The 14,655-nt window shown below is 49.5% G+C and carries 17 protein-coding genes; 15 read left to right on the forward strand and 2 right to left on the reverse strand.

Annotated elements, in window-relative coordinates; genetic code table 11:
- Positions 1–82 precede the first annotated feature (82 nt).
- Genes ACUUHJ_RS08280 through ACUUHJ_RS08300 form a run of 5 tightly spaced genes read left to right on the forward strand, consistent with a single transcriptional unit; the run spans position 83 to position 3,883 of the window.
- Entirely contained in the window at positions 83–907 is an 825-nt protein-coding gene (locus tag ACUUHJ_RS08280; RefSeq protein WP_472298651.1) for an HlyD family secretion protein, read from the forward strand.
- Positions 883–1,680, forward strand: coding sequence for an efflux RND transporter periplasmic adaptor subunit (locus ACUUHJ_RS08285; protein ID WP_472298652.1), 798 nt, complete (start codon positions 883–885; stop codon positions 1,678–1,680). The genes ACUUHJ_RS08280 and ACUUHJ_RS08285 overlap by 25 nt, the downstream gene beginning before the upstream one ends.
- Positions 1,681–1,684: 4 nt before the next feature.
- Complete coding sequence (locus tag ACUUHJ_RS08290) at positions 1,685–2,416, forward strand: ABC transporter ATP-binding protein (protein WP_472298653.1); 732 nt, start codon at positions 1,685–1,687, stop codon at positions 2,414–2,416.
- Entirely contained in the window at positions 2,403–3,614 is a 1,212-nt protein-coding gene (locus tag ACUUHJ_RS08295) for an ABC transporter permease (RefSeq protein ID WP_472298654.1), read from the forward strand. Before ACUUHJ_RS08290 ends, ACUUHJ_RS08295 begins: the two co-directional genes overlap by 14 nt.
- Before the next feature lie 53 nt (positions 3,615–3,667).
- Entirely contained in the window at positions 3,668–3,883 is a 216-nt protein-coding gene (locus ACUUHJ_RS08300; protein ID WP_472298655.1) for a hypothetical protein, read from the forward strand.
- A 343-nt stretch (positions 3,884–4,226) separates the two neighbouring features.
- Here ACUUHJ_RS08300 and ACUUHJ_RS08305 read toward each other — a convergent pair whose 3' ends face one another.
- Positions 4,227–4,568, reverse strand: coding sequence for a hypothetical protein (locus ACUUHJ_RS08305; RefSeq protein ID WP_012685236.1), 342 nt, complete (start codon positions 4,566–4,568; stop codon positions 4,227–4,229).
- A 216-nt stretch (positions 4,569–4,784) separates the two neighbouring features.
- On the opposite strand from ACUUHJ_RS08305, the gene ACUUHJ_RS08310 reads away from it, so the two are divergent.
- The 3 genes from ACUUHJ_RS08310 to mscL are packed head-to-tail and all read left to right on the forward strand — an operon-like array spanning position 4,785 to position 7,048.
- Positions 4,785–5,633 carry a nucleoside hydrolase gene (locus ACUUHJ_RS08310; protein ID WP_472298656.1) on the forward strand — a complete coding sequence of 283 codons (849 nt, stop codon included), beginning with the start codon at positions 4,785–4,787 and terminating at the stop codon, positions 5,631–5,633.
- A gap of 4 nt (positions 5,634–5,637) precedes the next feature.
- Complete coding sequence (locus tag ACUUHJ_RS08315; RefSeq protein ID WP_472298657.1) at positions 5,638–6,570, forward strand: nucleoside hydrolase; 933 nt, start codon at positions 5,638–5,640, stop codon at positions 6,568–6,570.
- Positions 6,571–6,583: 13 nt separating this feature from the next.
- Positions 6,584–7,048, forward strand: coding sequence for a large-conductance mechanosensitive channel protein MscL (gene mscL / locus ACUUHJ_RS08320; protein ID WP_472298658.1), 465 nt, complete (start codon positions 6,584–6,586; stop codon positions 7,046–7,048).
- Between the two features lie 36 nt (positions 7,049–7,084).
- On the opposite strand, the gene ACUUHJ_RS08325 is transcribed toward mscL, so the two are convergent.
- Positions 7,085–7,867: a YheC/YheD family protein gene (locus tag ACUUHJ_RS08325; RefSeq protein ID WP_472298659.1), complete on the reverse strand. Its 783-nt coding sequence runs from the start codon at positions 7,865–7,867 to the stop codon at positions 7,085–7,087.
- A 170-nt stretch (positions 7,868–8,037) separates the two neighbouring features.
- Here ACUUHJ_RS08325 and ACUUHJ_RS08330 point away from each other — a divergent pair, with 170 nt between their 5' ends.
- From ACUUHJ_RS08330 to ACUUHJ_RS08360, 7 genes are all read left to right on the forward strand, one after another.
- Positions 8,038–8,862, forward strand: coding sequence for an AraC family transcriptional regulator (locus ACUUHJ_RS08330; RefSeq protein ID WP_472298660.1), 825 nt, complete (start codon positions 8,038–8,040; stop codon positions 8,860–8,862).
- A 76-nt stretch (positions 8,863–8,938) separates the two neighbouring features.
- On the forward strand, positions 8,939–9,304 hold the full coding sequence (locus tag ACUUHJ_RS08335; RefSeq protein WP_472298661.1) for an MmcQ/YjbR family DNA-binding protein: 366 nt from the start codon (positions 8,939–8,941) through the stop codon (positions 9,302–9,304).
- A 5-nt stretch (positions 9,305–9,309) separates the two neighbouring features.
- A complete protein-coding gene (locus ACUUHJ_RS08340; protein ID WP_472298662.1) occupies positions 9,310–9,687 on the forward strand; it encodes a VOC family protein in 378 nt (125 codons plus the stop codon).
- Positions 9,688–10,003: 316 nt separating this feature from the next.
- A complete protein-coding gene (locus tag ACUUHJ_RS08345; RefSeq protein WP_289676847.1) occupies positions 10,004–11,224 on the forward strand; it encodes an anhydro-N-acetylmuramic acid kinase in 1,221 nt (406 codons plus the stop codon).
- A 27-nt stretch (positions 11,225–11,251) separates the two neighbouring features.
- Positions 11,252–12,787, forward strand: coding sequence for an ABC transporter substrate-binding protein (locus ACUUHJ_RS08350; RefSeq protein WP_289676848.1), 1,536 nt, complete (start codon positions 11,252–11,254; stop codon positions 12,785–12,787).
- 72 nt (positions 12,788–12,859) lie between these two features.
- Complete coding sequence (locus ACUUHJ_RS08355; protein ID WP_251254492.1) at positions 12,860–13,801, forward strand: ABC transporter permease; 942 nt, start codon at positions 12,860–12,862, stop codon at positions 13,799–13,801.
- Between the two features lie 15 nt (positions 13,802–13,816).
- A complete protein-coding gene (locus ACUUHJ_RS08360; RefSeq protein WP_173608748.1) occupies positions 13,817–14,650 on the forward strand; it encodes an ABC transporter permease in 834 nt (277 codons plus the stop codon).
- The last annotated feature ends 5 nt before the right edge of the window (positions 14,651–14,655 follow it).

Raw genomic sequence — 14,655 nt, forward strand, 5'->3', positions numbered from 1 at the left:
TTTCCCTGACGTATTCGTTCCGTATAGTGATCGCAACCAAAAAGACAAGTCTTCAATCAAGCAGACAGTAGGAGGACTGAGCGTGACTCACAAGGAGAAAAAGAGAGAGTTGTTTTCGAAGGCAGGAAGCAACAAGAGAAGATGGATCATTGGAGCTTTGGCTGTCGGGGTCGTGATTGTTTCAGGCGGTATCTTCAGCCATCAGTCGTTTTTTACCCCGCAAACGGCGCAGGCCGCTTTTCAAGTGGAGACGGTAAAAAGGGGAGACATCTCAGAAGTCGTGCAGGCATCAGGCACTGTCCAGGCTTCCAAGCGCTCGTCTCTCTCGTTCTCTGATGCAGAAGAAGCGAAGGATGCGATCTCTACCATTCAGGTCGGCGTTGGTGATGCGGTAAAGGCAGGGCAAGTTCTGGCGACGATGGACGATTCCGTAGCGAGAATCCAGGTGACGAATGCGGAAGCAAATCTTTTATCGGCGCAAGCCAAGCTAGAGGAGGCACAAAAGCGCAAGAGTCCCGCAGAAATCACTTCTTTGCAAGCCGCCGTCAATCAGACCAAGAACGAATGGGAGCTCGCAAAGCAAAACATTGACGGGAAAAAAGCGGCAAATGACATAGAGAAGGCAAAGGCAAACCTGGAGAGTGCCCAGAAGACGTACACTTCCCAGCAAACCTTGTTCGCGGCAGGTGCGATTGCCAAGAGTGAATTCGACAGTGCCCAGGCCTCGTTGGACCAAGCCCAGCGCGATTACAACTCAGCCGTATTGACAGCCGGACAGACGACAGGGCAGGCCAGTGTGAAGGTAGAGCAAGCATTGGGGCTGCGTATCAAACAGCGCAAGAAGCGTTACAGGAGGCGAATGAAGGCCCAGATGCTGCCACAGTGTTATCGGCCAAAGCAGCGGTAGAACAGGCAAAAGCGGGGCTGCAACAGGCACAAAAGGCATGGAGGGCAGTCACCTTGAAAGCGCCGATGGATGGAGTGATCGTCCAGGTAAACGGCAATGTAGGCGAAATACCCGGCAATGATTTCATTATCATGGATAATTCGAATAGCGGAGATTTAGAGGTAGTGGCTCAAATTAGCCAGAGTGATATCGGAAAAGTGCAGGAAGGCTTGCCTGTGACGTTTACGACGAGTTCTTATGCGGACGAGACGTTCCGTGGAAAAGTAAAGCTAATCTATCCAGAAGCGAAAACCGACGCTGGAGTCACCACTTACGATGTGCTTTTGTCTGTGGCAAATCAGGATAACAAATTGAAGATCGGGATGACGATGAACGTCGCGATCGAACGAGGAACCCATAAAAATGTGCTCGTGGTACCTGCGCAAGCGCTGCAAACCCAAAATGGCAAGGATGGCGTGTATGTGCTACGGGATGCTACTGCACAACAAGCTGAAGAAGGAGCGGAAGGGAATCAGGCTGAGGCGAAGCAAGCGAATTACCGCAACGGAGGAAAAGAGGGCAGAGCGAATATGCCGTATCGATTTGTTCCGATTAAAATGGGGTACTTCACTGCCGATCAGGTAGAGGTGACGGAGGGGCTTACCGAAGGAGAGCGTGTCGTCATCCTCATGAATACACAGACCTCGTCTGAAACGAGTCAAAATGGAAATCGAATGGGCGGCGGTATGCCAGGATTCGGCGGAATGGGCGGCGTCCAGATAAGGGGACGGTAGGCAGATGAAACCGGTCATTCAAATAGAAGAGCTGAGAAAACAATACGTCATCGGAGACCAGGAGATTTATGCGCTCAGGGGTGTCAGCTTGTCGATTGAGGAAGGGGATTTCGTGGCAATCATGGGGCCGTCTGGTTCAGGCAAGTCTTCGATGATGAATGTGATTGGCTGCCTGGATAAGCCTACTTCGGGAGAATTTTTTTTAGACGGCTATCCTGTATCACTAGCACATGATGATGAATTAGCAGTCATCCGCAATCAGAAAATCGGATTTGTTTTTCAAAATTTCAATCTGTTGCCACGTACGACCGCAGTTGAAAATGTAGAGCTGCCCCTTTTATATGGAGGTGCGCCTGCACGGGAACGAAGAGAAAAAGCCATCCGGGCATTAACGAGTGTCGGACTGGCGGAGCGATTGAACAACAAGCCTAATGAGCTGTCAGGTGGACAACAGCAACGGGTGTCGATCGCGCGAGCTCTCGTCAATGATCCCGTCATTCTGCTGGCAGATGAGCCGACAGGAGCGCTGGACACAAGGACGAGTGAAGAGATCATGGGTATTTTTCAAAAGCTGAACGATGCAGGCAGAACGGTTATTTTGGTGACACATGAGCCTGATATTGCGGAGTATGCCAAGAGGATCGTCCGGTTCCGTGATGGGCAAATTATCGCGGATGAAGTGGTGGAGGATCGCAGGAGGGCGTCCATGGAGGGTAGAGAAGATGAGCTTTCTTGAATGTGTACGCATTTCCTTTCGCAGCATCAGGGCAAATGGCTTGCGCTCCGTTCTCACGATGCTGGGAATTATCATCGGTGTGGCTGCTGTTATTGCGATGGTGGCGATCGGCGAAGGAACCTCCACGTCTGTTGCTTCGCAGATCAATGGTTTAGGGAGCAACCTGCTGATTGTCACACCTGGTCAGGCGACACAAGGCAGGGTAAGCCTTGGAGCTGGCTCTCTGAATACGTTGACGATGGCAGATGCAGAAACCCTGACGCAAAAAGAGTCCATTTCGGGTGTGGCTCCCAGCGTCAATGCGCGGGGGCAGATTGTCTGGGGAAGCAATAACTATTCCAGTATGCTCGAGGGGACGTCAGCCGATTTCCCCCAGGTGAGAAATGTAGAGGTGGGACAAGGGCGCTTCTTTAGCAACTTTGAAGTGAAGATGCAATACAACGTGGCTGTCGTGGGGACAGAGGTGGTCAGCAACCTGTTTAAAGGAGCGAATCCAGTAGGGCAAACCGTTCAGATCAACCGGATTCCGTTTACGATCATCGGCGTATTGCAGAGCCAGGGAAGCTCAGGTATGACAAACAACGACGATCGGATCATCATTCCGATTACCACTGCGATGAACAGGTTGACCGGAGGCAAAAACGTGGGCTCGATCTACGTCTCGGCAGCATCGTCGGACTTGATGGAGAAGGCGCAACAAGATATTCAGCAAGCCCTTCGTGCCAATCACAAACTACGGCCACAAGCTGCCGATGATTTCCGCATTACGTCCCAGTCAGACATTTTAAGTACAGCACAGTCCGTATCCAGCTCGATGACCGCGCTTTTATCTGGTATTGCCGCGATCTCGCTGATTGTTGGCGGGATCGGCGTGATGAACATCATGCTTGTATCCGTCACGGAGCGGACAAGGGAGATCGGAATTCGCAAGGCGATTGGAGCCAAGCGGGGAGATATTCTCCGCCAGTTTTTGATCGAAGCGGTTACGCTTAGCCTGATTGGCGGGGGAATTGGCATTGCCTTAGGGGTTGGGGCTGCGTTTTTGGTTAGCAAGCTCGGTCAGATGGCAACTTCGATTAGTCTGTCGCCGATCATGTATGCGTTTTTGACCTCTACATTGGTTGGTGTCATTTTCGGTGTGTATCCGGCGAGAAAAGCAGCCCAGCTCAAACCCATTGAAGCACTACGGTATGAGTGAGTGTGTAATTTTACCAATCCGGGGCATACTAGCCGTGAGAGGTGTTGGTGCTGATGGAAAAAAGCGTTCAATTTTCCGTACCATGGCGAGAAGCGACACGCATTGTGCAAAGGATCAAAACAAGCAAATTGCGTTATTTTGTCAGACAACAAGAGGGCAAGAACAGTGTTGCGTTCGTCTTTCCTCGTGTTAGCGTCAGCCAATATGTCTATTTGTATATCATTTTTGGACCAAGAGCTGCTGATGTGCTCAACAACGATAGCAAATAGAATGATCCCTGATGGCCTTAAGCAGGCGTCAGGGGTTTGTAATAATTCACAGGAAAACAAAACCTGACACTTTTCGATAGGACTGTTTCATAGTACAATTCGAATATGAACGAACTTGGGGAAGTTCGGGATGGCGGCACCCAATCCGTGCAGAAGGGCCGCCTCTTTTTTTTACTCATAGGATATAATAGGTACAATTACCTGAATGTACAGCTGGAATGAGTGGATAGTTGGATTTAAAATAAGCTTATTCACGTGAATATAACGTACTACTCTCTCCCAGGATTTGATCTTGGGGCTTTTTTTTTGTTCAAAAACAAAACACATGAAAAAAAGCCGTTTTTCATGACGGCTCTGTTATCGATAGGGTAGGTTGAAAGCTTCCTTTTAGCAAGGCATCAATCAATTGCTCCTGTGTGAGTGAAATCGTGATGCCCATCCCAGGCAGATCGACAGAAAAAACATTCTCCAGGTACAAATACCAGAGGTGGCCTGTCGGCTCGATGGAATAGACGTGTATATTTTTCTGGGAATGCTGGCCAGCCTTTTGGATTTCCCGCAAAGCTGTAAACAGTTCTCCCCAAATAGGCAGATAGGGCTTCGTTTGGTGCTGAACAATCGCTTGGATCAGTTGGTTTTTCGTGAGAGAAATAGCATCCATGGTTGGGTGGTTCAACGAAAGCATGACCGTTATACTCCTTTTGCATGGCATGGGGCATTAGTCTTTCGTGATGGCGATTTCTGTCGAAGCTATGAATAAGTGTAAAATAGTTATCAGTTCGATGCAAGAGAAGAGAAGGTAGAGATGAGCATTTGGGTATTTGACGGTTGCTCTTGATTTGGATAGCATAGGAAAAGCGGTTTTGACAAATGGAAATAGCGAGAAGCGGGAGATGAGATTGTGGCAAAAAAACACCGGTTGATTATTGAGTTTTGCGGTGGATTTGGTCAAGGGTTGGCCTTGCTGTATGCTTTGCGGTCGCCTGATGTTCAAGTGGCAGGAATCATTTGCAGTGACACGCAGTCAAGTTTGGCTAGCAAGCTGATTGATTTTGCACAGCCAGGCTATGAAATTCCAATTGTTACAGGTGCCAAGCAGCCCCTTTTCTCAGGAACGATAGAGACGACCACCTCGGAAGGTGTACGGCTCCTTGCAGAAGCGAAGCAGGATGAGGAAAGTGACTTGACGCTTGTGACGTTTGATCGTTTGACGACGCTAGCTTTGGCTGTCACGCGTGATCCACTGTTGGCGCGTAAATTTACGAGAATCGTTGTGCAGGGTGGAGCGATACGCGTACCAGGAGACGTAACGGCTATTGCCGAAACAAACATGTATCGTGATCCAGAAGCAGCTGCGCTCGTTTTGTCAGCCCGCTTGCCACTTGTGCTTGTTCCATTAGATACAACCAGCTCGTTTCGTTTGAAGGAAGAGCAAGTACATAGGCTGGGGAGTCTCGCACAAGCAGTTGGCCTGATCGATAGAACGGCGATGTCTGACGTGCCATTCGCCGTTTCTGGTGGTGCGCTCCATGCATGGGTAGCGATGCTCGCGGCTCTCTCGCCTGATAAAATACGGACGGAGCAGATGAAGCTCTCAGTCGAGTGCAAAAGCGAATGGTCACGCGGTGCCATTTTAGCCGATTTACGGGCGAAACCGAGTGTAGGAACCGATACGGTCGTATGTGTTGAGGTTGAGATGGCAGAGGCAGAGCGCTTTTTGCAAACCGTTTTGGATCAGGGAGGGGTATAAGCGCATGGAAAAAATCATTTTGGATGTAGATACCGGGATTGATGATGCGATGGCGATTGCTTATGCAGTTCACTCGCCTGCTCTTGAAGTGTGTGGGATTACCACGACTTTTGGCAATATCACGGTGGAGGAAGCAACACGCAATACCTTACAGGTGCTCGAGCTGCTGGGTGCGTCTGAGATTCCTGTCTATCAGGGGGCATCGAAGCCGATTGTTCGCGAGCTTACTGGAAAAGCAAGGCTGTTCCACGGTGAAAACGGGCTAGGCAATGTCGTCCTTCCAGATCCATCGACAAAGGCTCAGCCACAGAGTGCCACACAATTTCTCATCTCTACGATAAAGGAAAATCCTCACGAAGTGACACTCGTGACCGTCGGGAGCATGGCCAATTTGGCGCGGGCGATTATGGCTGCTCCAGAAATCGTATCCCTTGTCAAACGCGTGGTCGTGATGGGAGGAGCTGTAACAGTGCCGGGGAATCGCACACCAGTAGCCGAGGCGAATATTTGCGCTGATCCGGAAGCCGCAGCGTACATCTTCCAGTCTGGTATTCCTGTTACGCTCGTAGGCCTGGATGTGACGATGCAAACGCTGCTTACCCGCGAACACTTGCAGGAATGGAGAGCGAAGGATACACGCTTAAGTCATTTTTTCGCGGATATGTGTGAGGTGTACATGAATGCCTACGTAACAGTGGGCAATTTGCGCGGCTGCGGTCTGCATGATCCGTTGGCGGTAGGTGTCGTCATTGATCCGACGTTTGTGAAGTCAGTCCCGATGCATGTTGCGGTAGATACATCCGGGGGAGCCAGTGATGCCCGTACGATTGGAGACAGGCGGGAACATCCAGCGCAGCCGCCGAATGTGGACGTATGCCTGGAGGTTGATCATGAACGCTTTGTCAGCCATTTTTTACAATATGTTTTAGGTGAGTAAGGAGGAAGTCATTATGTTAAAAGAGTTTAAAGAGTTTGCGTTAAAGGGAAATGTAATGGATCTCGCTGTCGGTGTCGTGATCGGTGGGGCTTTTGGGAAAATTGTAACCTCACTCGTTAATGACATCATTACTCCCCTGATCGGATTGCTTCTGGGCAAGGTGGATTTCTCCGGCTTGTTCATCAATTTGAGCGGGGTTCCTTATAAGACGATCGCCGAAGCAAAAACAGCACATGCTGCGACGCTGAACTACGGGTTGTTCCTGAACTCTGTGATTGATTTTGTCATTATTGCCTTTTCTATTTTTATCGTCATCAAGCAGCTCAACCGTTTCAAACGCAAGCAAGAAGTGGAGCAAGCGCCTGTAACGACCAAAGAGTGCCCGCATTGCATCACAGCGATTCCGATCAAGGCTACACGCTGCCCGAACTGCACCTCCATGCTGGAGACAAAAGGAAAGACATTGGCACACGAATAAGACATATTCAGGAATCAGACAAACAGAGGAGGGCGATTATGCCTTCCTCTGTTTACGTTTCACGCGGTTTTTATACTGATAGTGAAGCCTTTTAATCGTATGATAATAGGTCTTGTCTTTGAGCTTGGCAAACAGCCCATGGGATGGAAAGTCGTAATTGACTTCAATAATGGAGAGGTTTCCAGCTTTATCAATGGCAAAATCGACGCCGATTTGCGCACTGTGCCGATATTTATTAAAGTGGGCACATACACGGTGACTGACTTGGATCAACAAAGAGACGATCCCTTTTATCTTGTCGGGTGTGACAGCTCCAGACTTTTTCAAGGCATGTGGGACTGTGACGGCATATCCGCCGCCGCGAGCGACATTGGTAATAATACTATCGGCACCGGCTACCTTGGCTAGCATGCCGGCATATTGCCATTTGCCCAAGCCATTGCGCATCATCATGACGCGAATATCAAAGGGACGAGCGTCGATTTCAGCTAAATCCAACCCTTTTTGTATGACGTAATTTTTTTCTGTGCACTGCGCGGCAACCTTCTGCTTCAAGTCAGCTAAAGAATTTGCTTGCACAGGCTCTCCGCGCTCCTTCACAAATTGATAGTCCCCACGATCTGTTTTCCAGACACGAATAATGCCTTTCCCCATATGGGTTCTCGTCGGTTTGATATAGACGGTAGAATACTTCGCTAAATACGAGTCCAAGCTTGCGGGCTGATATAAAGCAGTAGGCGGCAGGTAAGGACGAATGTAAGGACTTTTTGAAAAGAACTGGTGAAGGCTCCACTTGGAGGAGGAGATCACATCATGCACCTCACTTTACGAAAAATCCATTCGTCCCAGCATATGCAACTACATTCTCGACCGTTTTTGCTGGCTCTCGATGAGACTGGCGTTTTTCAAAAAATGCCGAGGAGTGAGAAGGATTTCGAAAATTGTGGGGGAATATATGTTCTAATCATTGGACAAGGATGGCGAAAATCATGCGGCTATATCGCCCAGTGCAACCTCCGACTCTGCAACGAGCGAACGTCCAAAATGAGTACCGTTACCGAGAGTATATGCCCAATAAAAGCCTGGCGAACTATATCGCCTGCTACTGGGTCTCAGAGTACAACGGCGAGGGTATCGCACGTGCGAGCCGAGTCATTCCGGATGGCTGCGTCGATATCATTTTCAATCTCAGAGCTACTTCTGTAAAGAAGGGGGCATTTCTAACGGGACTGATGCGGACGTACGAAGACATGCTAGTAACCGAACCACAATCTTTGATCGGCATTCGATTTTACGCTGAGGGAGCAGCTCGCTTTTTGCGCTATCCCGTCGCCATGATCAACGGACATCATCCCAATCTGGAAGACATCTGGGGCAAAGAGGCGGATGAGGTGATAGAAGGCTTGGTTGAAGCCTCCGACACGGCGGAGCGAATCGTTTTGTTGGAGCGGGAGCTTATCAAACGAATGTGGATGGATGATCCAGGAGACCCGTTGCTATTGACAAGTATGAACTATTTGTATGAATACAGAGGAAATCTTTCCATGGCCGCGCTCGCTGAGAAAGTGAACTACAGCGAGAGATCCTTGCGCAGGACGTTTCAACAACAATTGGGTATGAGCCCGAAGGAACTCGGACGAATCATTCAATTTCAAGGGCTGCTGCAAATGCTGGCAAAGAGAACGCGCACTTCGTTTACAGATGCAGCTCTCCAGTGTGGCTATTACGATCAGTCGCACTTGAACAAGAGCTTTCACACTTTTTACGGTGTAGCTCCAAGCAAAATTGTCTCGCCAGATCGTGCGAATCGATAGTCTTTAAAAGTTGTCCGTTTTTTACAATCTTCTTTTTGCGAGATGCGTTACCCTAATGAAAGGATGGTGAATTCATGTGAATGAACAAACATTAGATACATACTGCCGGAAGCAGCCCGGTGCCACCCATGACTATCAGATGGATTGGGAATGCGATCGCTACCATGTCGGAGGCAAAATATTTGCGATGATCGGGGGCGATTCGAAAGGTGTTCGCATCCTCACCTTGAAATGCCACCCGATGCGTGCGGAGGAATTGCGCGAGACATATGAAGGGATCGTACCCGGCTATCACATGAATAAATCCCATTGGAATTCTGTCTACTTGGACGCTGACATTCCCGAAGGCTTATGGGAAAGGATGATCGAGCATGCGTACGAAACGGTGCTCCAAAAACTGCCCAAGCGCGTCCAGCAAGAAATCAAGAGCGAACAGGAGTGAGTGATGTGGGAATCAAGCTTGATATGGTAGGGATTGTCGTACAGGACATGAAAAAAGCGTTGGACTTCTATCGGGTACTCGGTTTCGATATTCCCGAAGGTGCAAATGAAGAGCCGCATGTGGAGGTAGCGCAGGACGGTGTTCGTCTCGCCTTCGATACAATGGAAGTTGCCAAGGGGGTATATGGAGGATGGGAAGCACCTTTCGGGCATCGGATTGAGCTGGCTTTTTTGTGTGGGGATGCTGCGGAGCTTGATGCGCTGTACACGAAAATCGTTTCCCAAGGATACGAGAGTCACCGTGAGCCATGGGATGCGTTCTGGGGTCAGCGGTATGCCATCGTGAAAGACCCGGATGGGAACTTGATCAGTTTGTTTGCGTAATACTATTCTTACATAAGAAGACAAGCCGAGCCTTTGTGAAAGAGGTTCGGCTTGTTTGTGTTTGTGGACGTAAACATTGGCTGATATATAAAACTTTTTAATAGGAAAACATACCCATAACATCGCTGGTTTTTCTCAATAGAACGGGTTAGTGCTGAGACAGCTTGAAAGGGGTGAGACCTGTGCATGGTTGTTGCTTAAAGAAATAAAATTTACTGATAACTGATTGACTTGTGTAATTTTACTACATATAATGAAAGCGATAACAGGAACGAATTTTTCAACGATTCTCGATTCTCAAATGGGGGCTTTTGACATGGATCAACCTGCAAATTTGCTCGATTATCGTGCGAAAAATGAGCATGTACTCATTGGCCTCATGTCGGGTACTTCGCTGGATGGCATTGATGCCGCACTCGTAGCGATCCGCACGGATGAACAGGGCGAGATCGAAAATGTGACTCTCCGCGACTTTTTTTATATGCCATACTCCGATGACTTGCGTGAGTGGGTCATGAATCTGTGCAGTGTAGAGACAGCGAGAGTGGATCAGCTGACTGCGGTTCATTACGGCTTATCTGAATGGTATGCCTATGCGGTACAGCAGTTGTTGCAAAAAGCTGGTCTCACGACAGCCGAAGTAGACGCAGTCTGTATGCACGGACAAACCATTTGGCATGTCGCCGGGCGGACTCCATTTCCCGGACCACAAGGAATGACACAGGTCAGGGCGTCCTTGCAAATCGGCGAGCTGTCCACACTGGCAGAACGTACAGATATACCGGTAGTGGGAAACTTCCGCGCTCGAGACTTGGCTGCTGATGGAGAAGGTGCACCGCTCGTTCCGTATGCGGACTATATTTTGTTCCGCCATCCGCAAAAAGGCAGACTGCTGCAAAACATTGGTGGAATCGCCAATGTCACATTGCTTCCTGCAAGCGCAGCTATCGATCAAGTCGTCGCTTTTGATACGGGCCCTGGCAATATGATCATGGATCAAATCGTCCAGCTCATGACCAACGGACAGATGAGGTATGACGAGGGTGGCAAGCTGGCCGCAAACGGCACCGTCTCTTCAGTGTTACTGGAAAAATGGCTGAAAGACCCTTATTACCAGATCAAGCCACCGAAAAGCACAGGCCGCGAAGTATACGGCAGAGCTTTTGCCCAAGAGCTGTTCCATGATGCGAATCAAATCGGGATCAGTCAGACGGATCTGTTGGCAACCGTGACAGCATTGACTGCCACGACAATTGCGAACGCCTACATGCAATTCGTATTACCAACAACCAAAGTGGAGGAAGTAATCGTCTCAGGGGGAGGCGCTCATAACCAGACGCTTCTCGCCATGCTGCAGCGTCAATTGCCGACAGGAATGACCGTGATGACGGCGCAGCAGTTTGGGATGCCTGACGATGCGAAGGAAGCCGTCGCTTTTGCCATTTTGGGTCATGAGACACTAATGGGACGACCATCCAATGTGCCATCCGTAACAGGGGCGAAGAGGGCCGTGCCGTTAGGAAATATATGCTTCTAATATGAGAACAACAGAGGGGGTACCATCGTGAAAAAACGAGTATTGGCAGGCTTTTTCCTATCATTGTCTCTCGTGCTTTCCGCTTGTTCTGGTGGAGGAACAGCACCCGCAGAGCAAGGCAAGTCAGCGGAAGGACAAGCAAAAACAGAACTGATCGTGGCAGCCGAGCAAGAGCCAGTGGGCTATGACCCGCACAAGGTTCCAGCGGCATCCAGTGTGCGCGTCTATGCGCTCATTTACGATAGCTTGACCAAGCTGGATGAGAACATGAACATCATACCGAATCTGGCAGAGAAGTGGGAGATTGCGCCGGACGGAAAAACGGTCACGATGTTCCTGCAAAAAGGCGTCAAATTCCACAATGGCAAAGACATGACGGCAAATGACGTAAAATTCAGCTTTGAGCGAATCATGAACCCAGACACGGGTTCGATCGCGAAATCGTATTTTTCCAGCGTAGAAGCAATTGAAGTGAAAGATCCAACGACGGTTGTCTTCAAGCTGAAAAATGCGGATGCCTCATTCGTTGCAAATACGGCAAGCGCCTATGCTTCTATCGTGCCAGCAGGCTCCACTGACCTGACCAAGGAAGCTATCGGTACTGGTCCATTCAAAATGGAAAAAAGTGAGTCGGGACAATATGTCCTGCTGAAGAAAAATGCGGATTACTTCAATAAAGAACTGCCAAAGGTAGAGTCCATCAAGTTCCAAATCATGAAGGACGAGGCGGAGCGTCTCGCTGCAATTCGCTCCGGTAAAGTCGATATCAGCATGGTGTCTGCTGATTCTGCGAAGCTCTTGGAAGGCAAGCCAGGCGTACAGGTCAAGAACTACCAATCCTTGGAGTACAGTTACCTGGGCATTAACGTAAACAAAAAGCCTTTTGACAATCCAAAAGTGCGCGAAGCAATCAGCTATGCCGTTGACCGTAACCAAATTATCCAGACTGTTTGGAAAGGGGAAGCGACTCTGACTGGTCCGATCGCTCCTGCTTTGACCAACTCGGCTTTGGACCCTGCTACTTATCCGACCTACAAAACAGACGTAGAAAAAGCGAAGCAATTGCTGGCGGAAGCGGGCTATCCAAACGGTTTCGAGACCCAAATCGAAACAGCAGCAACTTACCCAGACATGGTAGAAACGGCACAAGTGATTCAACAACAGCTCAAAGCAATCGGCATCAATGCAAAGATCAACCAGCTTGAGTGGGGGAACTACATCGATACGTGGAAATCCAAGGATATGAACTTGATGGTAGGCCGCAACACTTCTGGTGTAGATGCTGACCGTTCCATGCGTTTCTTCTTCTCGACAACTGGCTCTGCCAACGTGTGGAACTACTCCAACCCTGCCTACGATGAGCTGGTGCAAAAAGCACTGACGACAGTAGATCAAGCAGAGCGCAAAAAGTTGTATGACCAAGCACAATCCATGCTGGTAGCAGATGCACCCAACCTGTTCCTGACATCTCCGAAAAACTACTACGCGGTCCGTGACAACATCGATTTCACGCCGTCCGCAGCGGGTGAAATATACTCGCTGATCAAAACTTCGATTAAGTAATGTAGCATACATGTGATGAAGGCTCCGCCAGAGGTTAGGCGGAGCCAAGTTTCTAAATATGGAGGGAAACTCGTGGGATCTTATCTAATCAAACGTGTCGCCAGCCTGATTCCCATCCTGTTTGGCATATCCGTCTTGATCTTCACGATCCTGCATCTGGTGCCGGGCGATCCAGCTTCCATCATGCTAGGAACGAGTGCCACACCGGAAGCGATTGCGGCGTTGAATAAAAGCATGGGGTTAGATCAGCCTTTGATTAACCAGTACCTGCATTGGGTCACAGGAATCCTGCAAGGGAATTTTGGCGTATCAGTCCACACAGGAGAAGAGATTTTGCCCCAGATTCTCAAGCGTTTTGCTATTACCATGCAACTGACTGTATTTGGCGTTCTGATTGGGTGGGTGCTCGCGATTCCGTTCGGGATTCTCTCGGCTATTCGCGCTCATTCCAAAACAGACATCGTGGTTCGTGTGTTTACGCTACTAGGCATTTCTGTTCCGAACTTTGCCATCGGGACACTGCTCTTGCTCGGCTTTTCACTTTATTTCAACTGGTTCCCGCCTATTGATGTGGTGAACTTCTGGGATAATCCAATCGAGGCGTTCAAGGTATTCATTCTGCCTGCGACAACGATGGGGATTGTGGTGGCTGCTGGTGTGATGCGGATGACTCGTTCTGCATTTTTGGAAACCATGGACAAAGATTTTATACGGACAGCACGGGCCAAGGGTAACAGTAAATGGACAATCGTCATGGGCCATGCGTTCCGCAACTCTTCGATTCCGATTGTGACGATCGCAGGTATGCAGATCGGTTACCTGCTTGGCGGGTCTGTGATCGTTGAGCAGCTGTTCTCGATTCCTGGTTTGGGCCAGTACATTCTGGAAGGAATTTATCAGCGGGATTATCCGGTTGTACAGGGAGGCGTTTTGTTCGTCGCTCTGGTGTTTGTCCTGGTCAATCTGCTCATCGACCTGATCTATACCTGGATTGATCCACGTATCAAGTATTGACAAGGGGAATGCGACATGAGCACATTTCGAAAGCGTTTTTTGGCGAATAAGACAGCCGTCTTCTGCTCCATTTTGCTGGCGTTGCTCTGTTTGACGGCAGTGCTGGCTCCGGTGTTGGCTCCGCATGACCCGACACAAATGTTTCAGGATCATCGGATGGAAGGCAGCTCGGGTGAGTTTTTGCTAGGTACGGACCAATTTGGTCGTGATCTTTTGAGCCGCATTATCTACGGTGCGCGCGTATCGCTGGTGGTTGGGCTTTCTGCCGTTCTTGTCAGCGTCGTTTTCGGTACGCTGTTTGGCTTGATCGCTGGCTACTTCGGGCGCTGGATTGACGGTTTTATCATGCGCTGTATGGATGTTCTGTTTGCTTTTCCGGAAATTTTGCTGGCGCTGGCGATTGTCGCCGCATTAGGGCCGGGAACCTTCAACACGATCATGGCCATCGGAATTGTGAACATCCCGATCTTCACCCGGACGGTGAGGGGAGCGGTTCTCTCTATCAAAAATCTGGAGTACGTAGAAAGCGCTCGTGCCATCGGTGCGAGTACACCGCGTATCTTATTTCAAGAAATTTTTCCGAATGTAACGGCACCGCTGCTGGTTCAATCCTCTCTGGCGATTTCAGGTGCGATCCTGACAGAATCGGCCCTCAGCTTTTTGGGCTTGGGGATTCAGCCGCCAGACCCGTCATGGGGCGGGATGATTTCAGAGGCGCGCCGCTACATGGAGTTGGCTCCGGGCATGATCATCTGGCCATGTCTTGCCATGACGGTGACGATTCTTGCTTGCAACATGTTTGGGGATGCCGTCCGTGATATTCTCGACCCGCGTCATCGTGGGAAATAGGAACG

This window comes from Brevibacillus schisleri (assembly GCF_055685845.1).